The sequence below is a fragment of the Undibacterium sp. WLX3042 genome, assembly GCF_049544825.1.
Taxonomy (GTDB): domain Bacteria; phylum Pseudomonadota; class Gammaproteobacteria; order Burkholderiales; family Burkholderiaceae_D; genus Undibacterium.
In genome coordinates this window covers 517,423-540,905 of record NZ_CP186698.1, presented here as the reverse complement: position 1 = coordinate 540,905, position 23,483 = coordinate 517,423, and the positions used below count along the sequence as shown (strand labels likewise).

Here is a 23,483-nt window from a genome sequence, read left to right as displayed (position 1 = left end):
TACAATGCCGCCATGAAAAAGATCGTTATTCTCATTTCTGGTCGCGGCAGTAATATGCGCGCCATTGTTGATGCCTGTATTTTACAAAAATGGCCAGCTCAGATTGCTGCCGTTATCAGTAACAAAGCCGATGCCAGTGGTCTGTCTTATGCAGCAGAGCTTGGTTTAGATACAGCCGTTGTCGTCAGTAAAGAATTTTCTTCGCGCGAAGCATTCGATCACGCACTGCAGCAGAAGATTGATGAATATTCTCCCGATCTGGTTGTTCTGGCGGGTTTTATGCGCATACTCACCCCTGCATTTGTCGAACATTATGCCGGTCGTCTGCTGAATATTCACCCATCATTGTTGCCGAGCTTTACTGGTCTTGCGACACATCGTCAGGCGCTGGATGCAGGCGTCAAGGTGCATGGTGCAACGGTACATTTTGTGACGGCTGAGCTTGATCACGGACCTATCGTGGCACAGGCAGTTGTTCCGGTGAAAGCCGACGATACTGAAGAAAGTCTGGCGCAGCGCGTGCTCGAACAGGAGCATGTTATCTATCCACAGGCAGTGCGCAAGTTCGTGGAAAATAAAATCAATATTACTGGCCATATAGTTAAGGTCAGTGAATAAACAGGTCAATATTGACCGATACAGAAATTGAAGGAAGCAGTATGAGATTACCTCCCGCCATTACTGGCCACACAGAAGAAGTTTTACGCGAGATATTACGTTTTACCGGTCCAGCTGATGGTACTTTATCCCGTTATTTCCGCGAACATCCTCGCCTTGGTTCGCGCGAACGAGGCGTGATAGCGGAGGCAATATATGGTTTGTTGCGGAATAAATCGGTGTATACCAATTTTGCTGAATCTGGCTCTGGTTCTCCGATGCGACGCCTGACTTTACTCGGTCTCGCCGATGCTGTCGGCGTAGAATCACTAGGTGGACTGACAGAAGATGAAGCCAGTTGGTTAGAGCGTGTGATGCAGATTGATCGTTCACATCTGCCTGTCGCCATGAAAGCTAATTTACCGGCATGGCTATGGGATAAACTTAGCGAACGTTTTGGTGAGGATACAGCACTGACACTGGCGGAATCCCTGAATAAACCAGCTCCGCTTGATTTACGTGTGAATTCGATGAGGGCCAATCGAGATGATGTTGCAGCAGCTCTTGCAGAGGCTCCGATCATCGCCGAACCGACAGCATATGCGGGCACTTGTTTGCGGGTAAAGAAAAAACCGTCGATACAGAATTTACCCTTATTCAAAGATGGCACGATAGAAGTCCAGGATGAGGGTAGTCAGCTTCTGGCGCAACTACTCGGTGCACGTCGCGGTGAAATGGTCGCCGATTTCTGCGCAGGTGCCGGCGGTAAAACTTTGGCACTTGGCGCGATCATGCGCAATACAGGCCGCTTATACGCCTTTGATATTTCGGAGAAGCGTCTGGCGAAATTGAAACCTCGGCTTGCCCGCAGCGGTTTGTCGAACGTGCATCCGGTTGTGATCGCACATGAAAAAGATGCAAAAATTAAGCGACTGGCAGGCAAACTCGACCGTGTGCTGGTCGATGCTCCGTGTAGTGGTCTTGGAACTTTGCGCCGTAATCCGGACGTCAAATGGCGTCAGACAGCAGAAGGGGTAGCTGAGCTGAATGTAAAGCAAGCCTCTATTCTGGCGAGCGCCTCTCGTATGGTGAAGCCCGGTGGCCGCCTGGTGTATGCAACATGCAGTATTCTGGATGAGGAAAATGAGGCGATTGTTCAGGCCTTCATGGCGGAACATCCTGATTTCACCTTAGTTCCGGCGTCGAAAGTACTGGCTGAGCAGAAGATAGAACTGGAGATGGGCGATTATCTGAAGTTGTATCCGCATCTTCATCAGACCGATGGCTTCTTTGCCGCGGTATTAGAGCGCAATAAATAATTTGTTCCATCTCTCGTCCCCTTCGTTATCCGCAGGGGACATTTTTATTTTTCCGATATGAGTGCACCATTACTTGCCAGCTTATTATCCGATCTGGCGACCGATTTTCGTGAGCCTCAGTTTTTTTGGCAAGTCGGGACCGTATTATGTTGTTTCTCGCTTGCCTGGGGAGCTTCACGCTTTCTCAAAAACAGCGTCGCGACTACGCATGAACGAGCCGCTTCGGGAGTTGTTCAGTTAGGTGTCGGCAGTTTTTCACGCGTTCTCACCCCTGCGTTGACCTTATTGTTTTTACTGATTGGTAAGGCAATTTTAGGTCAATGGCAGCATACCAACCTGATTCAATTACTTTTTCCGGTTATCGGTTCACTGGCACTGATTCGCTTCGGGTTTTACGTCGTACGTAAGACTTTTGCGAGGGATGGAAGCATAGGTAAGTTTCTCGCTCTTTTTGAGAAGCTCTTTGCGGGCCTGGTCTGGATAGGTGTAGTTTTACATTTCAGCGGTTTGTGGCCTGATTTACTGGAGGCAATGGAAAGCCTGGTTATCCCTGTCGGTAAGAATAAAATTTCTTTGCTGACGATTTTCCAGGCAAGTATCTCTGTTGCTATTACCTTGGTAGTTGCATTGTGGGCCAGCGCTTCACTCGAGTCTCGGCTGATGATGCTGCCAACTGTGCATACATCGTTAAAAGTTGTTCTTTCCCGCGTCGGACGAGCTCTGTTTATCCTCATTGCAATTTTGATGAGCTTAACGATTGTAGGTATCGATTTAACCGTTCTTTCGGTATTCGGTGGTGCACTGGGTGTCGGTCTTGGATTTGGTTTGCAGAAAATCGCCAGTAGTTATGTTTCGGGTTTTATTATTTTGCTGGATCGCAGCATGTCTATCGGGGACATGATTGCCGTAGATAAATTTAGTGGAAAAGTCACTCAGATTAATACCCGCTACACCGTTGTGCTGGGACCGGATGGTTCCGAATCAGTGATTCCGAATGAAATGCTGGTATCTACCCCGGTACAAAATTACTCCTTAACCAATAGTAAGGTGGCGATGTCGACAGATCTGACGGTTTCCTATCAGACTGATCTGGATGTTTTGCTGCCTCTCTTAGCCTCTGTGGTCGCTAAGGTTGCGCGGGTCGCACCGGATCCTGCGCCGTCCGCATCTCTGATCAGGTTTGGTGCTGATGGTTTTGAGCTCCGCGTAGGATTCTGGATATCAGATCCCGAGAACGGACGTGTCGGCGTACTGTCTGAGGTTAATCTGGCGATCTGGCAGCTCATTAAAGAGCACAATGTTGATTTGCCGTACCCTCAGAGAGTGGTGACCTTGATCCAGAACGAGTCCTCAGAGGTAGCAAAGTCAGAATGAGCTGCGCTTTTAATTGGGGGAGCTCTCTGAAAACGCGTACAATACCGATGCAACATACTACATATCTGTAGTGCTATATTTTTACAGCATAAGCTGAGAAGCAAGCGATAACAACGGAGTAAATGATATTTTGAGCACTTTTATTGAAACAGTAATTGATTTTCTGTCCAACGGCATTACCCGCGCTACTGGCTGGCAAATTTTCATCTTCACAGCAATCGTTACTCATATTACGATTGCCAGTGTCACAATTTTCCTTCATCGTTGTCAGGCGCACCGTGCTCTGGAGTTACACGCCATTCCCAGCCATTTTTTCCGTTTCTGGCTATGGCTGACGACTGGTCAGGTCACCAAAGAATGGGCTGCTATTCATCGCAAACATCACGCAAAATGTGAGACTGAAGAGGATCCGCATAGTCCGCAAACGCGAGGTATCAAGAAAGTGTTGTTCGAGGGCGCGGAACTATATCGTAGTGAATGTAAGAATCTTGAAACGATGCAGAAATACGGCCATGGCACACCTGACGATTGGCTTGAGAAGAATATCTACACCCGTTTTACAGGGCAAGGTATTGTATTAATGCTCATTATCGATTTTCTGCTGTTTGGCGTTATCGGTATTACTGTATGGGCTGTACAGATGGCTTGGATTCCGATTACAGCTGCAGGGATTATTAACGGCATTGGTCACTACTGGGGCTATCGTAACTACGATTGTGTGGATGCTTCTACCAATATATTTCCCCTGGGTATATTAATCGGCGGAGAAGAGCTGCACAATAACCATCATACGTTTGGCACTTCCGCGAAGTTATCGTCTAAATGGTATGAGTTTGATATCGGTTGGATGTATATCCGTATGATGGAAATCGTTGGCTGGGCAACTGTCAAAAAAGTTGCTCCGGAACCGAAGTTCGTCGAACTGAAATCATCAGTCGATATGGAAACCTTGCAAGCCGTCATTACTAATCGCTATGACGTGATGGCAAAGTATGCAAAATCTTTGCGTAAAACCTGGCACGATGAAGTCGTTTTATTACGTGAGAAAGCGCAATTTGAAGCTGCACGGTTGAAATTGACCAAAAAGTTGTTGCAGCGCGAACCCACCAAGTTGGAAGTATCTCAGAAACAGGCATTGTCAGAAGTGCTGGCACACAGCACGGTATTGCAGACGATGCACGATATGAGAGTAGAGTTGGGGCTGATCTGGGAACGTTCGACAGTCAGTCGTGAGCAGCTTGTACATCAGTTACAGGATTGGTGTCTGCGTGCGGAAGCATCTGGTATCCAGGCTTTGCATGATTTTTCCCGCCGGCTGCGTACCTACGCCTGATTGATTTCGTTGTAAGAAAAACGGCGTCACTAACGCCGTTTTTTTGTGAATAATCGATGGCGTTTCGAAAAAATGAAAACGAATAAACGAAAAAAAACCTCGCATCGCGAGGTTTTTTATTGCTACATAAGCAAACTAAAATTATTTAATTTTGGTCTCTTTGTAGATCACATGCTTACGTGCCTTAGGATCAAACTTCATGATCTCCATTTTTTCAGGCATCGTGCGCTTGTTTTTGGATGTTGTGTAGAAGTGACCTGTACCAGCAGTCGATTCCAGTTTGATTTTGTCGCGACCAGATTTAGCCATGATAATTTCCTAACAATAAATTAGCTTAAACTTTTTCGCCGCGAGCACGCAGGTCAGCCAAAACCGCATCAATACCGATTTTGTCAATGACGCGCAGACCAGCGTTAGATAAACGCAGAGAAACCCAGCGGTTCTCTGATTCTACGAAAAAGCGACGGTTTTGCAGGTTAGGCAAAAAGCGACGTTTTGTTTTGTTATTAGCGTGGGAAACGTTGTTGCCAACCATCGGCCCTTTCCCAGTTACTTGGCAGACACGTGCCATATTTAACTCCTTGATAGTTTCCGAAATTGGAAAAAATGAGAGTATAAACAAAATCTCATGAAATATCAACGACTTGCAAAAAACAATTGTGTCTTGTTAAAAAAAATAATTTAACAATTTAAAATCAGAGTAAACCATGCTCTGCAAATGAGTAAACTTCAGGATTAGCGATAATAAAATGATCCAGAACTCTGATGTCAACCAGTTCCAGCGCTTGCTTCAGTGTTTGTGTCAGTCTTAAATCGGCGTCACTGGGATCGCAGGAGCCAGATGGGTGATTGTGAGCGAGGATAATGGCTGCAGCATTGTGTTGTAAGGCGGTCTTAATCACTTCTCTCGGGTATACGCTGGCGTGATTGAGTGTGCCCCGAAATAATTCTTCGGATGTAATCAGTCTGTTTTTTGTATCGAGAAAGAGCACTGCAAATGATTCGTGTGCTTTGTTTCCGATTAACAGTTGCAGGTAATGTTTGACTGCTTGCGGCGATGAGAGCGATGCGTTGCTTTGCAGCTCCTCATAAATCGATCGTCTTGCTAATTCTAGGACTGCCTGCAACTGCGCATATTTGGCACTTCCTAATCCATGAATAGCAGAGAACTCTGCAATGGTCGCATTAAATAATTTTGATAAAGAGCCAAAGCTATTGATCATCTCCCGTCCCAGATCCACAGCGCTTTTTCCGGCCACCCCTGTTCTTAAAAATACGGCCAGAAGCTCGGCATCTGATAAGGCGGAAGCGCCGAACTTAATCAGTCTTTCTCTCGGCCTCTGGTCTTCGGGCCATTCATTAATCGCCATAGTCAGGTCGCTCCAAGATTTTGAGAAAAGAATCGAACTACGAAAGCTGGCTTACAATAGAGACTTATTTGTGAAAGCCATTCATCATGACTACTACCGATACTCCCGTTGTTACCAAAGACGCTTATCTTACTTTGCATTACCGGCTTGCGACCTTAAATGGCGAAGACATTATCACTACATTTAAAGAAAGCCCCGCTACGTTGCAGATGGGAACTGGTCAGCTCGCACCGGAGCTCGAACTTTCCCTGATCGGTCTGGCAGAGGGCTCCCATGTCACGCAAGAGCTGCCGCCGGAAAAAGCGTTTGGTCCGCGTAACCCGGATCTGGTTCAGCGTGTATCTGCTGCTACTTTAAAAGAAAACTCCGCGCTTGGCGAACAATACGTTGTTGGCGATCTGGTGGATTTTGCCGCTCCGTCGGGTGGTCGTTTTGCCGGTGTCCTGCGCTCAGTGGATGAGCAGGGATACATTTTTGACTTTAACCATCCTCTTGCAGGACAGACTTTATTGTTTGAAACAAAAATCATCGGGATTTTGTAAGACATGGAAAAAGAGATTTTATTGGCCCAGCCCCGTGGTTTTTGTGCGGGAGTAGACCGTGCGATTGAAATCGTTGAGAGAGCATTGGAAAAGTTCGGTGCGCCGATTTATGTCAGGCATGAAATCGTTCACAACGCTTATGTCGTCAATGATTTAAAAGCCAAAGGAGCCATTTTTATTGAGCACCTGAGCGATGTTCCACATGGGAATACCCTGGTTTTTTCTGCGCACGGCGTATCTCAGGCTGTGCGTAAAGAGGCTCAGGAGCGAGGTGTACAGATTTTTGATGCGACCTGTCCTCTGGTTTCCAAGGTACATACCGAAGTCGTGAAAATGCGCGGCGAAGGACGTGAAATTATTATGATTGGGCATCAGGGACATCCTGAGGTCGAAGGCACTATGGGGCAGGCAGAGGGCGGGATGTATCTGGTTGAGACGGCAGATGATGTAGAGCAGTTGTCCGTTGCTGATCCTGATAAGCTGGCTTATGTCTCCCAGACGACCTTGTCTGTTGATGATACTGCTGAAATTATTGCGGCTTTAAAGAGACGCTTTCCATTGATCAGCGAACCCAAAAAAGGCGATATTTGCTATGCCACAACTAACCGGCAGGAGGCCGTGAAGTTCATGGCGCCGCAAGTCGATCTGGTACTTGTTGTTGGCAGTCCAAACAGTTCGAATTCCAACCGTTTGCGTGAAGTGGCTGAAAAAATAGGCGTGCCAGCGTTTATGGTGGACAACGCGGCCCAGATCAATCCAGTCTGGCTGGAGAACGTGGTGCGTATCGGTGTTACCGCCGGTGCATCTGCTCCGGAAGTATTGGTGGAAGAGGTGATTGCCAGATTGCGCGATCTTGGTGCGCGTAGCGTCCGGGCTTTAGATGGGGTTGAGGAACATGTAACGTTTCCAATGCCAAAGGGACTCGGTGGCAATAAGGAAGCGGCACAATAGGAGGGTGTACTCACATAACAATTGAAAAATCTGTTTTTTTAAAATTTTCAATATTTTATTTAGCTAATTCGTATTTAAGATTACTTCACACATCAATACGGATATTTGCCAGATTGATCAAGTGTTTTCAGCCAGTATTGAATTTTGTGGAAAATACGTAGCATCGGGTGGTTTTTTTACCACTCGGATAGTGTGCCGCATCTGTATAATTCCGCCCACTTCAATGGCGTACTAAAGAAGTCTAAATATTAGAAAAACTTTTACAAAAAGTTGCAGAGGAGAATTGATCATGTGCATTACACGTACTATTGGCACTCTCGATATGATGACGCGCCTTTTCGGATAGCAAATTGTTAAAACACGAGCGGCCCCCTGATTAAAGGGAGCCGTTTTTTGTTAACAGGAATGATTTTTGCTGATTGCAGACTAGCTTATCCAGTTGTAAGTCGTCGTTTGGCTGAAATTCCGATTCGTTTATAAAGAGAGATGCAAAATATGGATACCTTTATCCAACAAATAATTAACGGGCTTGTTCTGGGCAGTATGTATGCTCTGGTTGCCCTGGGGTACACCATGGTCTATGGTGTGCTGAATCTGATTAACTTCGCCCATGGTGATGTGTTGATGGTCGGAGCGATGGCGGGGCTGAGTATTATCAAGCTATTACTGGTATATGCTCCTGAACTTCCCGGATTCGTCATGTTACTCATCGCAATTATTGGCGCCATTCCAGTCTGTATCGCCGTCAACCTGCTGATTGAGAGAGTGGCATACCGTCGTCTGCGCAATGCTCCTCGTCTGGCACCTTTGATCACGGCAATCGGTGTTTCACTTCTGGTGCAGACCTTTGCCATGATGATCTGGGGGCGTAGTCCTATCTCATTCCCATCCGTGATGCCGATAGTTCCCGTTGAGATTGGTGGCGCAGTGATTTCTCAAGTACAAATTCTGTTATTGGTACTCGCTACCGTGGCGATGATAGCGCTCGTGCTGCTGGTGGAAAAGACCAAAATGGGACGTGCAATGCGTGCAACTGCGGAGAATCCCAGAGTTGCCGGCTTAATGGGTGTCGATTCGAATAAAGTAATCGTAGCCACGTTTGCGATTGGTGCCGCTCTTGCTGCAATTGCCGGCGTGATGTGGGCAGCAAACTACTCGTCCGCGCAGTTTGCCATGGGCTTTGTTCCTGGCTTAAAAGCTTTTTCTGCTGCGGTCTTAGGTGGAATCGGTAATATTTACGGTGCGATGGTCGGTGGCATCATTCTTGGATTAATCGAAAGTATGGGGGCGGGCTATATCGGCGACCTGACCGGAGGTGTGCTCGGCAGTCAGTATCAGGATATTTTTGCTTTCATTGTTTTGATTATCGTTCTGACATTGCGACCATCCGGCATTATGGGTGAACGCGTTGCTGACCGTGCGTAAGGGGAAAGACGATGTCAACTATATTTGATGTAAAAGCCAATCCGAAGAAGGCTTACACCAGTTTTGCTGTGCTGGGATTGGTACTGGTTCTTTTCCCGTTTGTTGCGGCGAATTTTGGTAATTCTTGGGTTCGCATCATTGACTTTGCGCTGCTGTATATCATGCTGGCGCTGGGGCTGAATATTGTGGTCGGCTTTGCCGGACTACTGGATCTTGGCTATATTGCATTTTATGCAGTAGGTGCTTATCTGGCGGCATTGTTCGGATCCCCACAATTCGCGATTGTCCTTGAGTCTTTTGTCGAAAATTATCCGGCACTCGGGAATTTTCTGGTGACGCTGTTTGGTCCTGAAATTGCGCAAAAGGGCATTCATCTCTCTGTCTGGATCATTATTCCGTTTGCTGCGGTCATTGCGGGCTTCTTTGGTGCATTGCTTGGTGCGCCAACTTTAAAGCTGCGTGGCGATTACCTCGCAATTGTGACCCTGGGTTTTGGTGAAATTATCCGCATTTTCATGAACAACATGAATGCACCGGTCAACATCACGAACGGACCTCAGGGAATTAATATGATTGACCCGGTCAGTGTCTTCGGAGTGTCACTGGCGGGTGAGGCGGGCTCTAATGCAACAATTAACCTGGCTGGTTTCAGTATGCCATCGGTCAATGCCTACTATTTTCTGTTCTTGATTTTGTGTGTCGCGATTGTGATTGTATCGACACGTTTGCAGCATTCCCGTCTCGGCCGGGCGTGGGTGGCGATTCGCGAAGACGAAATCGCAGCCAAAGCGATGGGCATTAATACACGTAATGTCAAATTACTGGCTTTTTCCATGGGCGCGTCGTTTGGCGGCATTTCCGGTGCGATGTTTGCTTCATTCCAGGGATTCGTCTCACCCGAGTCTTTCTCTCTGACTGAGTCAATGGTCATACTTGCGATGGTTGTGCTGGGGGGCATAGGGCATATTCCGGGTGTGATTCTGGGGGCGATTCTGATTGCCGCTTTGCCAGAAGTGTTACGGCACGTGGTTGAACCAGTACAAATATTGATATTCGGAAAAATCTGGATTGATGCTGAGGTGTTGCGTCAATTGTTATACGGTCTGGCAATGGTGGTTGTCATGTTGAATCGTCCGGCAGGTTTATGGCCAGCGCCAAAACATGAAGACAGAATGGCCAAAACGAATGACGCCGCGGCATAAGGAAAATCAATATGACTGAACAAACAATGTTGAAAATTGAGGGTGCGAACAAGCGTTTTGGTGGTTTGCAAGCATTGTCAAATGTAGAAATTGACATCAAGAAGGGGCAGATTTACGGTTTGATCGGCCCGAATGGTGCAGGTAAAACCACATTTTTTAATGTGATCACCGGTCTCTATCAGCCTGATTCCGGCAGTTTTGAGCTGGATGGTCAGCCTTATTCGCCCTCGGCTCCGCATGAGGTTGCCAAGGCTGGGATTGCCCGTACGTTCCAGAATATCCGTCTGTTTGGCGAAATGACAGCGCTCGAAAACGTCATGGTCGGGCGTCATGTACGCACAAAACAGGGCGTCTTTGGTGCGATATTTCAGCACGCTGCTGCACGTGAGGAAGAGGCTGCAATCCGTCGCCGGGCTCAGGAGTTGCTTGATTTCGTCGGTATTGGGCAGTTTGCCGGCCGTACCTCTAAGTTTCTTTCTTACGGAGATCAGCGCCGGCTTGAAATTGCACGCGCCTTGGCAACTGATCCGAAATTACTTGCTCTTGATGAGCCGGCTGCTGGTATGAATGCGACAGAAAAGCTCGCGCTCAGGGAACTGCTGGTGAAAATCAAGGCAGAAGGAAAGACTGTATTACTGATTGAGCATGATGTGAAATTGATGATGGGCCTGTGTGACCGTATTACCGTATTGGATTATGGCAAACCGATTGCAGAAGGTGTTCCCGCTGATATTCAGAAAAATCCTGCGGTAATCGAAGCATATTTGGGAGGGTCTCATTAATGGCCGAGAATATTTTAAAAATCAGTAATCTGAAGGTCGCTTACGGTGGTATTAAAGCCGTCAAAGGCATCGACCTTGAGGTGAATAAGGGCGAATTGATTACCCTGATTGGTGCGAATGGTGCGGGAAAAACCACAACATTAAAAGCAATCACAGGTACTTTACCCAGCTGTACGGTTGAGGGGGATATTCTTTATCTCGGTCAATCCATCAGGGGGAAAAATTCTTTCGAACTGGTGACCAGTCATCTGGCGATGGTGCCTGAGGGGCGCGGTGTCTTTACCCGCATGACGATTCACGAAAATCTGATGATGGGCGCTTTTACCAGAAATGATAAAGCAGGTATTGAAAGCGATATCGATAAATGGTTCTCGATTTTCCCACGCCTCAAAGAGCGCTCTGCACAACTGGCAGGTACGCTTTCCGGCGGTGAGCAACAGATGCTGGCGATGGCAAGGGCATTAATGAGTCACCCTGAATTATTGTTGCTGGATGAGCCTTCGATGGGCTTGTCACCCATTATGGTTGAAAAGATTTTTGAAGTAATCAGAAATGTTTCTGCACAGGGTATTACGATTTTGCTGGTAGAACAAAATGCAAAATTAGCTCTGCAGGCAGCTCATCGCGGTTATGTGATGGAGTCGGGTACGATTACCATGAACGGGAACGCCAAAGATATGCTGAATGATCCTAAGGTTCAGGCAGCGTATTTAGGTGAAGCCTGATTGTTTTTTTGTAGCAAAAAGCCCCGGAAAATTCCGGGGCTTTTTTTCTGCGACAGAGAATGCGGACTGCAGAGGTGCAGGTGATAATTTATTTCTTGGCAGTGCGGGGACTTACTTTTTCTGTTGCTTGTGAAATTTGTGCAACGGTATTGTTCATGTTTGCTTCTATTGCTTCCACGGCTTGTTTAGTCGTTTTACTTAATTGCTCGTAGCCGGAATTCATATTCGCGAAAGCCGTTTTAAAAAACGACACAAATTGTTCGGATCCAGCAGGCGCATTTTTCGATACTTCATCGAATAAGGCCTGAAATTTGCGATTGTTTTCTGTTATCTGTACTTCTGCTGCATGTGTTAATTCTGCTTGTGCGGCAGATGCAATTGATGTCAGATGACGGCTGTAATCGAGTAGCTTTTCTGCACGTGGCTGTGCATATGCGCTGCTCAGCGTAAAGAATTCCTGAGGGTCTTTTGCTGCCAGTAATTGTTTTGTGGTTGCTGCAGACGACTCGAATGAGCCCTTAATTGCGTTGAGGTTTAATTCCATCAGCTTTTCAAGGTTCTCGATGGTTTTGCCGCTCAGATTAGAGAATAAGGCGAGTTGCGCATCTAAGTTTGCTTTAGTTGCATTAGAAAGTTGTTCAGGTACGGAAAACATGATGATCTCCTGTTTAAAAGGGGGAATCAGACTGAGGGTGTTTTCAGCATTTATTGAAACAGAACAAATACAATCGATAAATGCAGTCGTTCATTAAATTTGTGCAATGCAGTAATAATTATATTATTTCATAGCGCTTAATCAAGTTTAATTGTGCAAATAATGCAATTTTTTAACGCTATGGTTTTTGGTGAAACACTGACTTTGAATGATGAGTCAGGAGAAATGTCTGTTCTCATTCCGTAGTGTCTCTGGCCTGTATGACAGGGTCATGAATTTGTAGGCTTATGTTAGACTTTCATCCAGGACAACAAGCGGCCGTCTGAGCCGATGAAAAAGGGGACTGATGAAGATACAAGCGAAAAGTCGCAGCGACTTCCGCCATTTCCATGAAATAACCACACGCTGGATGGACAACGACGCGTATGGGCATGTGAATAATGTGGTGTATTACAGCTGGTTTGATACGGTGGTCAATGAATTTCTGATCAGCAATCGGGTACTTGATGTTGAAAAAAGTAATGTGATCGGGCTCGTGATAGAAACGCAATGCAATTATTTTTCTTCTGTCGCTTTTCCCGAAAAAGTAACGGCCGGTGTTTCTGTGAGTAAATTAGGGAATTCCAGCGTACGTTACGAATTGGGAATTTTCAAAGGCGATGAAACTGAAGCATGTGCTCAGGGACACTTTGTTCACGTATATGTGGACAGGGACAGCCGCAGGCCGGTTCCGCTCCCGGACGCTTTACGCATACTGTTGCAATCGATAAAAAGTGACTCATGATGATAACTTCCCCTTCCCAGCAAATTGTTGATCAGATCATTACTGAACGTCGTTCTATCCGCGCCTTTTTACCCGATACCATTGATCGCGAAGAAATACAGCGCATTCTTGAGGTCGCGTCACGTGCACCATCCGGAAGCAATACTCAGCCATGGAAGGTTTACGTGTTGACGGGGGAGAGCCTCACGCAGTTATCTGAAAAGATCCTGCATGCTCATCATCATCCTTCCGCGGACGAACCGCATACCGAGGAATACAATTATTACCCGGTAAAATGGATCAGTCCCTATCTTGAGCGGCGGCGCAAAGTCGGCTGGGATTTATATGCCTTACTCGGCCTTGCACGTGAGAATAAACAGGGCATGCATGCGCAGCATGGCAGGAATTATGCTTTCTTTGATGCACCAGTGGGATTGATTTTCACCATTGATCGCGTAATGGAACAAGGCTCCTGGCTGGACTATGGCATGTTTTTACAAAATATTATGCTTGCTGCGAAAGCCCGTGGTCTGGACACTTGTCCTCAGGCGGCCTTTACTCAATACCATAAATTGATTCGTGAGCAACTGCAATTTCCTGAAAATGAAATGCTTGTTTGTGGCATGGCTCTGGGTTACGCGGATATGTCGAAAGTAGAAAATTCACTTGTAACTGAACGTGAGTCAGTATCTGCTTTCGTTAAGTTTTTAACATGATGTGTTGCTTCAAAAACTTGCGCTAAGTTATTAATTATCTTGCGATTTTTTTGATATTTGCTAAACTTCATCAAATTTTTGGCATATTTTATATAGGAGTTAGTGACAGTGAAATTTGCCCGTCAAGCTTTAATTCTCTCTTTGGTGAGCCTATTTCCCGCCACCATGTTATCCGCGCAGGCGAGTGAGCATAAACATACCCAGCACAAGAAACATGTTGTCCACAAAAAAGTGGTTAAAACAGCTTCTGCAAAACCGGCTAAACGTTATGTCGTTGTCAATGGTAAGCGTAAACTGGTGAATGAACGCGTGGCACAAGCTCCGATCGTGCCAGAAAAGCCCAGTGTTGGCGATACTGTAGGACTCAATCATTCACACGATCCTTTAGCCTTACAGTCAAACGTTGCCTATGTGGTTGATCAGGCGAGTTCTAAGGTCTTGTTTGAAAAAAATTCCAATGTGTCTTTGCCGATTGCCTCCATTACCAAACTCATGACGAGTCTGGTTGTGGTTGAGGCGAATCAGGATATGAACGAACTGATAGAAATTACGACAGAAGACATTGATAAGGAAAAGGGAACCGGTTCCCGTCTGAAGATAGGTGCGAAGCTGTCACGTTCGGACATGCTGCATATCGCCTTAATGAGTTCCGAAAACCGTGCAGCTTCGGCGTTAGGACGCAATTATCCGGGTGGTTTGCCTGCCTTTGTTAATGCAATGAATGCAAAAGCGCGGCAACTGGGAATGTCGGAAACGCACTATGTCGATTCCAGTGGCTTGTCGAGTCAGAACCGAGCAAGCGCAAAGGATCTGGTTAAACTGGTTAATGCTGCTTATCAGCATCCTGTCATTCGCGAGTATTCAACCGACTCTAAATATGTGGTTAATCCGGGTGGTCGTCAGCTTGAGTATGGCACCTCAAATAAACTGGTTTCTAATCCTGCCTGGGAAATCGGCTTGCAAAAAACCGGGTATATCGCAGAGGCTGGCCGTTGCCTGGTGATGCAGGCGATGATAGAAGGCCGCGCGATTGTCATGGTATTTCTGGACTCAAAGGGCAAATACTCTCGACTGGCGGATGCAGGCCGTATCAAAAAATGGCTGGAAAGTGCTAAACCTCAAGTCTGAGCATCCTTCAGATCAATACTGATCTGACATACATCGGTAACGGCATCACCGCTTTCTTCTCGCTCCGGTGCTGCCGTCCCGTACTTTCTTTAATGTTTCCTGTCTGATTTTTCCGACCCTGTTGCGCTACTGAATATCGCCCTCGCAGGGTGGCGCTTTCTTACCAGTGAGCATTGCTGCAATCAGGTTTTCACGATGCTGCCAGCTGGTAAACGCGACACCGCAGATATGCAAAGCAATCAGTCCGATTAAGGTCCAGGCGATGGTGATGTGGATTAGCACTGGCCATGCGTAGCCCCAAAACATATCAGTGGTCGTTAGCCAGCCAGTGATAACGAGCAAACCGACACAGACCAGTAATGCAATGACCATCCACCCGCCCAGAGGATTGTGTCCCAGATAGCGGGCTGCGTTGCCACGCATTACTTCGCGCAGATACTGCAGCGTCTGCGGGGCAGGGCGAACGAATTGCCGGAAGCGGGCATAACGATTGCCAGTAAAACCCCACAGTAACCTTAGCAAAACGATCGCACCCGCACCGTAGCCAATATATTCGTGCACTGAGCCCGTACGATGACTGGTTATCCATGCTGCTGCGATCGTCGCAACCAACAACCAGTGCAGCAGGCGTACAGGCAAATCCCAGACTTGCTGCTTAATTTTCTTCAACACGCTTGAATGTCACCGGATCAAAAAAAGCCTCGATGCGCTTGCCTTGCGGGTCTTTGGCATAGACTTCGTAGCAGCTTGAGGTCATTTCCATACGGCGTATGACCCAGCCTTCCTTGGTCAGTTTCTCCTGTAATTCTGTATGTGGTCGCCATTCCGATTTTGGCTGTGTCGTGCACTTCACGTTTCCGTGAGCAGAGGCGTAGCTGGCGGAGAATGCGAGCAGCAGAGGAATAATTTTTTTCATTATTGATGTCATAAAAACTCCTTTATGAGGGTAATGTGAAACGGATATTCAGGTAATCGTCCAGCGGCGTAGCAAATTATGGTAGACGCCGGTCAGACTGAGCAAACGAGGATCGCTTGCAGCAATTGCGGGTGTCAGTTTTTGTATAGTCTGATCGAGGTCGAACAGCATCGCACGTTCTCCTTCGTCACGAACCAGACTTTCTATCCAAAAAAACGAAGCGACTCTGGCGCCCTCGGTAACTGGCATGACCCGATGCAGACTGGAAGATGGATACAACACCATATTGCCGGCTTCCAGTTTGACTGCCTGCACACCGAATTCCGTTTCGATCTCCAGCTCGCCGCCTTCATATTCATCCGGCTCGGCCAGAAATAATGTGGCTGATAAGTCGGTGCGCAGACTCAGATTTGTGCCGGGTATCTGCATGATCGCACTGTCCACATGTGTGCCATAAGTGCCGCCGTCAGCATAGCGATTGAATTTTGGGGGATATATTTTGCGTGGTAACGCTGCCGATACGAACAGAGGATTATTCCCGAGCGAACGCAGAATATGATTGCCAAGGCTGATCGCAATTTCTGAATTATCGTCAATCTGCGCGTTACGTTTGACATTCCGTGCCAGGGTTCCGGCTGTTTTGGTACCGTCATTCCATTCCGCAGTATCCAGATGGCGGCGGAATTGTTTTACTTCTTCCTTACTCAATACGTGATCAATAGTAATCAGCATAATTTCATCTCATTTATTCGTGACTGTTGTCGTGATGAGGGCAATCCGTGGACGTGGCCGACGCGCCGCATCGCACTAACGCGCCGCGATTGATTTCTTTCAGTGTCGCACAACCAGCCAGCGACATACATATTTCGAGTTCTTCGCACAGTAGCTTGATCATGTGGGCAACGCCCAGAGCACCAGCGACGCTCAGTGCGTACATTTGTAAGCGGCCTATGAGAACGGCATCGGCGCCCAATGCCAGGGCTTTGAATATATCGCTGCCAGAGCGTATGCCGCTATCGAGCAACAAGGGAAAACTGCTACCGACGGCAGCACGAATGGCTGGCAGCGCATCGAGGCTGGCAGGGGCACCATCCAGACTACGCCCGCCGTGATTTGAGACGATGAGGCCAGCCACGCCCATGTTTTGCAGTGCGCGTGCATCGTCGGGATGTAACACACCTTTTACCCAGACCGGCAGCGATGTCTGGGCCATCAGCCACTCAAGATCTTTCCAGGTTGGCGCATCGCGCATGATGCCCTGAAAGACGCGGCTCTCCTCGGGACCGAGTGTGATGTTCTCAGGGGCAGCATGATCGCGCAGATTGGCCGCCAAACAGCTTTGTGGCATGCGAAAACCAGCGCGCTGGGCGCGCAAGCTGGCGGCTTGAATCGATGCGTCTAAAGTGACGACAACGGCACTGAAGCCCGCATTGGCGGCTCTGTTGATGAGGTCCAGAGTGTCATTTTGTCGGGGCTGAAAATATAGATGGAACCAGCGCGGCGAGCCGCCATTATTGGTGGCCGCAGAAATATCTTCCATGCGGACAGATGACAGCGTGCTGCTGACCATGCAGCTCTGCATCGCCTGTGCGGCACGGGCAGTCTCTATTTCTCCGGCCGGATGGGCAAGCCGCTGAAATGCAACCGGTGCCATGAAAATCGGGTGGGGGAATGTTTGCTGACCCAGCGTCAGTCGGGTATGTCCAGCGGTGACGTCACGCAGCAGACGAGGATAAATCGCCCATTGGGCGAATGCGTTCAGATTCGCCGCGACAGTGATGTCGCGACCGCAACCACCGGCAACATATTCATAGTGGGGGAGCGCCATGAATTGTTGCGCCAGACGCTCGTAATCCTGTGCGCAGCGTATGTCCGGTGGAATAGTGCTGAGCGGAGCTTGCGCCTGAGAGGTGGTATTGGTCATATCAGCAAATGTCGGGCAAGTGCCCGACATGGTATCTAACGTTATATTGCGTTGATAATGGTTTTTGCAGCGAGATTACATTTCATAGTTCAGCGTTAACCGGACTGCCCGGGCATCACCTTTGTACAGGAATGAACCGGAACGATAAACCGCTGTGTAATAGTCCTTGTTTGTCGCGTTTAACACATTCACGCGCAGATCCAGTTTTTTGGAAAAACGATAGGCGGCGAACACATCATAGACCGCAAATGACGGCACGGGTTGCGAGCAATAGCCAGTTGCAGTGTAACCAGCCGCAGTGTCTGGCTGACCACCACAACGGTCGCTTTCGTAGCGGGCAGTGGCACCGAACGAGAACGCGTTTGTCAACTGATACTTCGCTTGTGCAGAGAATGATTTTTCTGCGAAGTTACTTAAAGGGCGAGCAATATTCGACGCGGTTGCTGAGTCCAGCACTTTCGAGCGGAGTATTGCCAGGCCGACTTGTGCTGACAATTTCTCAGTCACATCACCAGCGAGACCAAACTCAATCCCCTGTACACGATTTTTACCCGTGTTGAAAGTACCGATCGTGTCGTAATTGGCGCCTTCCATCACGTCCGATTTTTTAGTCTGGAATATCGCTGCCGTTGCGAGTAATTTGTCGTCAAACAGATTCCACTTGGCACCCAGTTCCAGATTGATCGAAGTTTCAGGTTTAGCACCAGCGATCTGATTTTGATACAGGACAGCACCACCGTAACCGCTGCTGGTACCGGCATCTGCTTCACCGCCGTTGATATCCTGTGCGCTTGCCACACTGCCGTAGACGATCAGTTTTGGCGTGACTTTATAGCTCAGACCGAGGTGACCGTTGACCAGCGTGTCGTTGTAGCTGTAGTCGCCAGTGATCGCTGCGGTTGTATTATTGCGGCGGATCAGTGACAGGTCAAAATAATCGGCACGCAAGCCACCAAATGCCGTGAAGCGATCCGTCAGATCAACGGTATCCATCGCCGTCAGTGCGATCGTTTTTACCTGCCAGTTCTGTGTCCAGCCCAGACGGGTTCCGTTACGACCAGCGAGTGTGTTCAGGTTGCTGACGGGAACGCCATTGCTATCAGTAAAGCAATAGCCGTTATTTGCACCGATACCTGCGGTTGTTTTGCAGTTAAATGCACCGGTGTTGCTGATGGCGAAGTTACCGGAAACCACTTTGTGATCTGTGTATTCTGCACCAAAGATGAATTCGTGCTTCAGACCCAGCAATTCTTTATCCCAGCGCAGATTACTTTGGTGCGCGAAGTAGTCAACGTCCTGCCAGCCGGTATGCCCGTTATCAAGCACGCCTGTCGTGTAAGCTTTACCAGTCGCGCCATCGTAGCGGGTTGCGCTGGATGCACCGGTCGTAACATAGGAATTACCTGATTTACCGTAACGTGTCAGGCTGTTGAGCGTGAGCGCCGGGGCGATTTTCCATTTGACTCGGGCGGTCAGCGTATCGACATCTGATTTGAGAAAATCATTGGCCTGCGCATATACCGGAACATTTTTTGCCGGAACGCGGTCAGGCACCGTGCCAACCAGATAGTAACCAAGATCCGGTGCTTTATCTTCGGTACGCAAACCATAGTAATCCAGCGTTACAAACAGATTTTCATTGGCTTCCCACAGTCCAGACAGAGCCACACCTTTACGATTTCGGTTCGATGGTGAGCGATCTGGTATGCCTTCATCACCGTAGAGCACGTTGGCACGCAAAGCGAAATTATCACCAAAGCCTTTATTCACATCGGCGGTCACACGTTTCTGATTATCAGTACCTGCACCGATAGACACTTTGGAGAAGTCTTTATCTAAAGTTGCCTGTTTTGTGATGGCATTGACCGCGCCACCAGCACTGCCGCGCCCGGCAAAACTGGAGCTTGGCCCCTTGGAGATTTCTAATTGTTCAATCGCGAAACTTTCGCGTGTCGTCATTCCGGGGTCGCGCAGACCATCAACGAAAACGTCACTACGCGCTTCCTGACCGCGGATGATATAGCGGTCGCCGAAGGCGTTACCATTTTCACCGGTACCGAGGGTAATGCCGGGCTGTGCATTCAGAATCTGTTTCAGTTCAGTCAGACCGGAATCATCGATAGCTGCTTTAGTAATGACAGAAATGGTCTGTGGTGTCTCTGCCAGCGGGCGAGTATGACGGGAATCACCAGACGTTTTTGCCTTGTAAGGCACACCAGATTCTGCATTCGGGTTCGGATCCAGCGCTTTGCCATAAATCTGTACTTCCGGCAGTACCTGCATTTTGTCATCTGCAGGTTTCGCCGGGGTTGTCTGCGCCATCGCTACTAGAGGAATAAACATCGCGCTGGAAATGCCCATGGCAATGCTGGTTTTGTTCACGGAGGTGAACTTCGTGTCATTGGTGCGTAGGCTATCTGGCTGGCGCGTTTGTTTACGTTTCAAGATGTACTCCCAAGTGGTGTTGAAGATTTGAGCGTAGTGTAAACAAGATTTTAGTTAATGTAAATAGGAATTAATCTCATTTGCATTGGTGTTTATTTTTTTCAAAGAATATGTTGCGGGTGACAGAGGCAGTGTCTGGCATCGGTGCTGATGTTGCCGCGAGGGCGGGGGAGCGAGGCATGCTGAAGGTGTTATTTGATGCCGGTCGCGGCTTTGCCTGGGCGACTGGTATTTGCCGATAATGAAAAGAGGAATGGCTGATGAGAACCAGTCAGGGGAGCAGATGCAGGGCAAAGGCGTTTGGGTGTCGTCCTTACCCTGAGACAGGCGGAAATTCGGAGGGGATTTAGGCTGGGGTGATGTCCTTACCAAACAGCGAGTCCCATAATTGCCGGGTTGCTTCTGCTTCCCGGGCAACCTTGGTGACAGCGATGCGAGCACGGTCTTCCCCTTGCAGGCGTATGCCGTGTTGTAACTTGCGCAGCCAGCGATAGGCTTTGGCAGTTTGTCCAGCCAGATCAGCATCAATCAGTCCGAGTTCACCACATAGTTTCAGCAAGGCGATATTACCGATATTGGCGGTCAGCTGCGGATACTGGTGGGCATATCTGAGCACTAAATACTGCACTATGAATTCAATATCGATCATGCCGCCAGCATCATGCTTGAGGTCAAATAATTCGCTGCGGTTAATGTTCGCGTCACGCATTTTTTTGCGCATGCTGACGACTTCCTGCGATAAGCTGACAGCATCTCTGGGCTGACGTAATACCTGATCGCGGATACGTTCAAATTCCTGTGCTATCCCGCTGTCGCCGGCGCAAAAGCGGGCGCGGGTCAGTGCCTGATGTTCCCATAACCAGGCCGATTTTTCCTGATAGCGGGCAAATGAGCTTAGCGACGACACCAATAAACCGCTGGCACCATCGGGTCGCAGCGCAATATCAATGTCAAACAGTATGCCCGCCGGTGTATGGCTGGTCATCCAGGTGATGAAGCGCTGTGCCAGTTTGGCGTAATTACCGGGCGCTTCCTGATCGTCATCATCGTACAGAAAAATCACATCCAGGTCCGACGCGTAACTGAGTTCTTTACCACCCAGTTTGCCATAGGCAATGACGGCAAAGCGCGGCACTTCGCGATGCCGGCTGGCGATGGTTTCCCATGCCGCCTGTATGGTTGCCGCTACGATCAGATCAGCGAGTTTCGAGAGCTCATCTGCCAGATGCTCAACGCTGAGCTGGCCTTCCAGATCCTGAGCCAGCAAGCGGAACTGCATTGCATGGTGCAATTCACGCAGGGTTTCCATCTGGCGTTCCGTGTCGCCCTGATGCTGGCTGAGTTGGCGCTGCAGATCCTGCTCAAAACTGCTCCAGTCAGGACGCTGGTGCAGCGATGATTCATCAAGCAGTTCGTCCAGTAGAATGGGATGGCGGGTCAGAAACTTGGCGGCCCAGTCGCTGGCAGCCATCATACGGATTACGCGTGCCAGCGCGTGCGGATATTCGGTCAGTAAAGACAGATAGGCAGATCGGCGCGCAATGGTTTCGAGAAAATCAAGCAGACGGTTCCAGCAAGCCAGTTGCATTTCTTCCAGTCTGGCAATCTGCGGCAAAGCATTGTTGATCAGCGCAATCATTTTTGTGCGGCTCGATTCAGACAAGCTCTGAATTTTCGCTGATTGCCAACTGGCGATCAGTCTGCGCGCAACATCGCCCGCCTCATGGAAGCCTGCGATTGTCAGTTGTGATGTCAGTAGTTCTTCGCTGTCGCTGCTGCCGAGACTGGCCGTCAGCAAGTATTGGGCTGCTTCTGTACTGTTGTCTGCTTTATCTTTAAAAATGGCGTCGAACTGTTCCGCGACAAAGGCGCGATGCGGCTGCAATTGCGTCAGTAGTTCGTCCACAGTCTGGCAACGCATCATCTGCGCAACGCGCAGTTGGTCTTCTGTCTGCGCCGGGAAAGTGTGCGTTTGCGCATCATCCAGATATTGCAAACGATGTTCCAGGTTACGCAAAAAAGTGTAAGAAGTAATTAGCTGTTGCACTATTCTGGTGTCGAGTATCCCTTTGTCAGCCAGCGTTTTCAAGGTGTTGCGGGTCGAGCGGTCGCGCAGGCTGGTGTCACGACCGCCGCGTATCAGTTGAAAGACCTGTGCCAGAAATTCCACTTCACGGATGCCGCCGCGACCGAGCTTTACATTATTACTGCGTTCCGGGTGCTTGCTTTCCTGGCGTACCACTTCGGCACGAATCTGGGCATGCATGGAGCGCAGCGAATCAATCGACCCATAATCGAGATAACGCCGATAGACAAAAGGCCGGATGATTTTTTCCAGTGTTGCAATATCGTCGGCATTGCCTGTCATGGCGCGCGCTTTGACCCAGGCATAACGTTCCCATTCGCGGCCCTGTATCAGGAAATATTCTTCGACCATGCCAAAGCTGGCGACCAGCGGGCCGGATGCGCCGTTCGGACGCAATGCCATATCGACGCGGAAACTGAAACCGTCTTCGGTCACTTCAGAAATTGCGGCAATCAGCTTTTTACCGAGGCGGGTGAAGTATTCGTGATTCGACAGACTGCGTTGCGTACTGTCGCTGGTAACGGTATCGCCATCCTCGGCGTAGCAAAAAATCAGATCGATATCCGACGAGACATTGAGTTCATAGCCGCCGAGTTTGCCCATGCCGAGCACGATCATTTCCTGTGCGCGGCCGCTTTCTTCCCCGGTCGGCGTACCGTATAACTCCTGCATTTCTGCATTTAGGGCGGCCAGATGCTGTTGCACGACGAAGTCAGCAAATTCGCTGATGGTTGTCACCACTTCGTGCATGTCTGCGTCGCCGCACAGATCGCGCTTGATCAGTGTGCAGACGACGAGGTTGCGCAAACGACGCATGGCTTTGTTCAGAGTCGCGCCAGATGAAATTTCTTTTTGTAAAATCTGAGCAAAAATCGCCGGGGTCAAGGATAATCTTGAAATCTCGTCCAACATTGTCTGACGGTCGCTGCCGCCTTGTAGCCAGCGTTGCAGGAAACGCGATGCATTCAGAATATCGGGGATGTCAGCTTGGTCGGGTGGCGTGAGATTCATAGTCAATGTCGGGAAAGCGCGGTTTTGCGTAAGTCCTATTGCAGTGTTGCTTCGATTCTAAGTCATCTTGATCGGCTGCGGGCGTCTTAATCAAAGAAGTGTGAAGTTTCTCCCGGAAGGCATAAATATACTCCGGGGGAGTATTATTTAAACCCCAATGTTTATGCGGACAATTGGGTGAAATGAAGAGAAATATAGGGGAGTATGTTGAAAATTGCG

The 23,483-nt window shown here is 48.6% G+C and carries 24 protein-coding genes; 14 read left to right on the top strand and 10 right to left on the bottom strand.

Annotation, left to right across the window (positions count from 1 at the left end):
• The first annotated feature begins 12 nt into the window (after positions 1 to 12).
• The 4 genes from purN (at position 13) to ACPAOP_RS02490 (ending at position 4,623) form a co-directional block, all read left to right on the top strand.
• Positions 13 to 618 (top strand): phosphoribosylglycinamide formyltransferase, encoded by a 606-nt coding sequence (purN, locus tag ACPAOP_RS02505; protein WP_423681037.1) that lies wholly within the window; start codon positions 13 to 15, stop codon positions 616 to 618.
• Between the two features lie 41 nt (positions 619 to 659).
• Entirely contained in the window at positions 660 to 1,916 is a 1,257-nt protein-coding gene (locus ACPAOP_RS02500) for an RsmB/NOP family class I SAM-dependent RNA methyltransferase (RefSeq protein ID WP_423709183.1), read from the top strand.
• A gap of 57 nt (positions 1,917 to 1,973) precedes the next feature.
• On the top strand, positions 1,974 to 3,290 hold the full coding sequence (locus ACPAOP_RS02495) for a mechanosensitive ion channel family protein (RefSeq protein WP_423709181.1): 1,317 nt from the start codon (positions 1,974 to 1,976) through the stop codon (positions 3,288 to 3,290).
• Positions 3,291 to 3,420: 130 nt separating this feature from the next.
• Positions 3,421 to 4,623 carry a DesA family fatty acid desaturase gene (locus ACPAOP_RS02490; RefSeq protein WP_423681034.1) on the top strand — a complete coding sequence of 401 codons (1,203 nt, stop codon included), beginning with the start codon at positions 3,421 to 3,423 and terminating at the stop codon, positions 4,621 to 4,623.
• A 141-nt stretch (positions 4,624 to 4,764) separates the two neighbouring features.
• On the opposite strand, the gene rpmG is transcribed toward ACPAOP_RS02490, so the two are convergent.
• The 3 genes from rpmG to radC form a co-directional block, all read right to left on the bottom strand.
• Positions 4,765 to 4,932, bottom strand: a complete 168-nt coding sequence (rpmG, locus tag ACPAOP_RS02485; protein WP_110257750.1) for a 50S ribosomal protein L33 — start codon at positions 4,930 to 4,932, stop codon at positions 4,765 to 4,767.
• A gap of 25 nt (positions 4,933 to 4,957) precedes the next feature.
• Positions 4,958 to 5,194 (bottom strand): 50S ribosomal protein L28, encoded by a 237-nt coding sequence (gene rpmB, locus ACPAOP_RS02480; protein WP_162040513.1) that lies wholly within the window; start codon positions 5,192 to 5,194, stop codon positions 4,958 to 4,960.
• Between the two features lie 124 nt (positions 5,195 to 5,318).
• Positions 5,319 to 5,993 (bottom strand): RadC family protein, encoded by a 675-nt coding sequence (gene radC, locus ACPAOP_RS02475; RefSeq protein WP_423709179.1) that lies wholly within the window; start codon positions 5,991 to 5,993, stop codon positions 5,319 to 5,321.
• A gap of 86 nt (positions 5,994 to 6,079) precedes the next feature.
• Here radC and ACPAOP_RS02470 point away from each other — a divergent pair, with 86 nt between their 5' ends.
• From ACPAOP_RS02470 to ACPAOP_RS02445, 6 genes are all read left to right on the top strand, one after another.
• A complete protein-coding gene (locus tag ACPAOP_RS02470; RefSeq protein ID WP_423681032.1) occupies positions 6,080 to 6,535 on the top strand; it encodes an FKBP-type peptidyl-prolyl cis-trans isomerase in 456 nt (151 codons plus the stop codon).
• A 3-nt stretch (positions 6,536 to 6,538) separates the two neighbouring features.
• The gene (gene ispH / locus ACPAOP_RS02465) at positions 6,539 to 7,486 is read left to right on the top strand and encodes a 4-hydroxy-3-methylbut-2-enyl diphosphate reductase (RefSeq protein WP_423709177.1); all 948 of its coding nucleotides are present in this window, start codon (positions 6,539 to 6,541) and stop codon (positions 7,484 to 7,486) included.
• 495 nt (positions 7,487 to 7,981) lie between these two features.
• Complete coding sequence (locus ACPAOP_RS02460) at positions 7,982 to 8,911, top strand: branched-chain amino acid ABC transporter permease (RefSeq protein ID WP_423681030.1); 930 nt, start codon at positions 7,982 to 7,984, stop codon at positions 8,909 to 8,911.
• 11 nt (positions 8,912 to 8,922) lie between these two features.
• The gene (locus ACPAOP_RS02455; protein ID WP_423681029.1) at positions 8,923 to 10,113 is read left to right on the top strand and encodes an ABC transporter permease subunit; all 1,191 of its coding nucleotides are present in this window, start codon (positions 8,923 to 8,925) and stop codon (positions 10,111 to 10,113) included.
• Between the two features lie 11 nt (positions 10,114 to 10,124).
• On the top strand, positions 10,125 to 10,895 hold the full coding sequence (locus tag ACPAOP_RS02450) for an ABC transporter ATP-binding protein (protein WP_423709176.1): 771 nt from the start codon (positions 10,125 to 10,127) through the stop codon (positions 10,893 to 10,895).
• Positions 10,895 to 11,620 carry an ABC transporter ATP-binding protein gene (locus tag ACPAOP_RS02445; RefSeq protein WP_423709174.1) on the top strand — a complete coding sequence of 242 codons (726 nt, stop codon included), beginning with the start codon at positions 10,895 to 10,897 and terminating at the stop codon, positions 11,618 to 11,620. Before ACPAOP_RS02450 ends, ACPAOP_RS02445 begins: the two co-directional genes overlap by 1 nt.
• A gap of 88 nt (positions 11,621 to 11,708) precedes the next feature.
• Here ACPAOP_RS02445 and ACPAOP_RS02440 read toward each other — a convergent pair whose 3' ends face one another.
• A complete protein-coding gene (locus ACPAOP_RS02440) occupies positions 11,709 to 12,275 on the bottom strand; it encodes a phasin family protein (RefSeq protein WP_423709173.1) in 567 nt (188 codons plus the stop codon).
• Positions 12,276 to 12,621: 346 nt separating this feature from the next.
• Here ACPAOP_RS02440 and ACPAOP_RS02435 point away from each other — a divergent pair, with 346 nt between their 5' ends.
• The 3 genes from ACPAOP_RS02435 (at position 12,622) to pbpG (ending at position 14,882) form a co-directional block, all read left to right on the top strand.
• Positions 12,622 to 13,059: an acyl-CoA thioesterase gene (locus ACPAOP_RS02435; RefSeq protein ID WP_423681024.1), complete on the top strand. Its 438-nt coding sequence runs from the start codon at positions 12,622 to 12,624 to the stop codon at positions 13,057 to 13,059.
• A complete protein-coding gene (locus ACPAOP_RS02430) occupies positions 13,059 to 13,754 on the top strand; it encodes a nitroreductase (protein WP_423682249.1) in 696 nt (231 codons plus the stop codon). The genes ACPAOP_RS02435 and ACPAOP_RS02430 overlap by 1 nt, the downstream gene beginning before the upstream one ends.
• 165 nt (positions 13,755 to 13,919) lie before the next feature.
• Complete coding sequence (gene pbpG / locus ACPAOP_RS02425) at positions 13,920 to 14,882, top strand: D-alanyl-D-alanine endopeptidase (protein ID WP_423682248.1); 963 nt, start codon at positions 13,920 to 13,922, stop codon at positions 14,880 to 14,882.
• A 126-nt stretch (positions 14,883 to 15,008) separates the two neighbouring features.
• On the opposite strand, the gene ACPAOP_RS02420 is transcribed toward pbpG, so the two are convergent.
• The 5 genes from ACPAOP_RS02420 to ACPAOP_RS02400 form a co-directional block, all read right to left on the bottom strand.
• Positions 15,009 to 15,554: a cytochrome b/b6 domain-containing protein gene (locus tag ACPAOP_RS02420; protein ID WP_423709172.1), complete on the bottom strand. Its 546-nt coding sequence runs from the start codon at positions 15,552 to 15,554 to the stop codon at positions 15,009 to 15,011.
• Positions 15,538 to 15,810 carry a PepSY domain-containing protein gene (locus tag ACPAOP_RS02415; protein WP_423709171.1) on the bottom strand — a complete coding sequence of 91 codons (273 nt, stop codon included), beginning with the start codon at positions 15,808 to 15,810 and terminating at the stop codon, positions 15,538 to 15,540. The genes ACPAOP_RS02420 and ACPAOP_RS02415 overlap by 17 nt, the downstream gene beginning before the upstream one ends.
• 36 nt (positions 15,811 to 15,846) lie before the next feature.
• The gene (locus ACPAOP_RS02410) at positions 15,847 to 16,530 is read right to left on the bottom strand and encodes a Fe2+-dependent dioxygenase (RefSeq protein WP_423709170.1); all 684 of its coding nucleotides are present in this window, start codon (positions 16,528 to 16,530) and stop codon (positions 15,847 to 15,849) included.
• A gap of 13 nt (positions 16,531 to 16,543) precedes the next feature.
• Positions 16,544 to 17,722, bottom strand: coding sequence for an alpha-hydroxy acid oxidase (locus tag ACPAOP_RS02405; RefSeq protein WP_423709169.1), 1,179 nt, complete (start codon positions 17,720 to 17,722; stop codon positions 16,544 to 16,546).
• Positions 17,723 to 17,797: 75 nt separating this feature from the next.
• Positions 17,798 to 20,167: a TonB-dependent receptor gene (locus ACPAOP_RS02400; RefSeq protein WP_423709168.1), complete on the bottom strand. Its 2,370-nt coding sequence runs from the start codon at positions 20,165 to 20,167 to the stop codon at positions 17,798 to 17,800.
• Between the two features lie 110 nt (positions 20,168 to 20,277).
• Between ACPAOP_RS02400 and ACPAOP_RS02395 the strand changes: the two genes are divergently transcribed.
• A complete protein-coding gene (locus ACPAOP_RS02395; RefSeq protein ID WP_423709166.1) occupies positions 20,278 to 20,409 on the top strand; it encodes a hypothetical protein in 132 nt (43 codons plus the stop codon).
• A 104-nt stretch (positions 20,410 to 20,513) separates the two neighbouring features.
• On the opposite strand, the gene glnE is transcribed toward ACPAOP_RS02395, so the two are convergent.
• Entirely contained in the window at positions 20,514 to 23,264 is a 2,751-nt protein-coding gene (gene glnE, locus ACPAOP_RS02390) for a bifunctional [glutamate--ammonia ligase]-adenylyl-L-tyrosine phosphorylase/[glutamate--ammonia-ligase] adenylyltransferase (RefSeq protein ID WP_423709165.1), read from the bottom strand.
• Between the last annotated feature and the right edge of the window lie 219 nt (positions 23,265 to 23,483).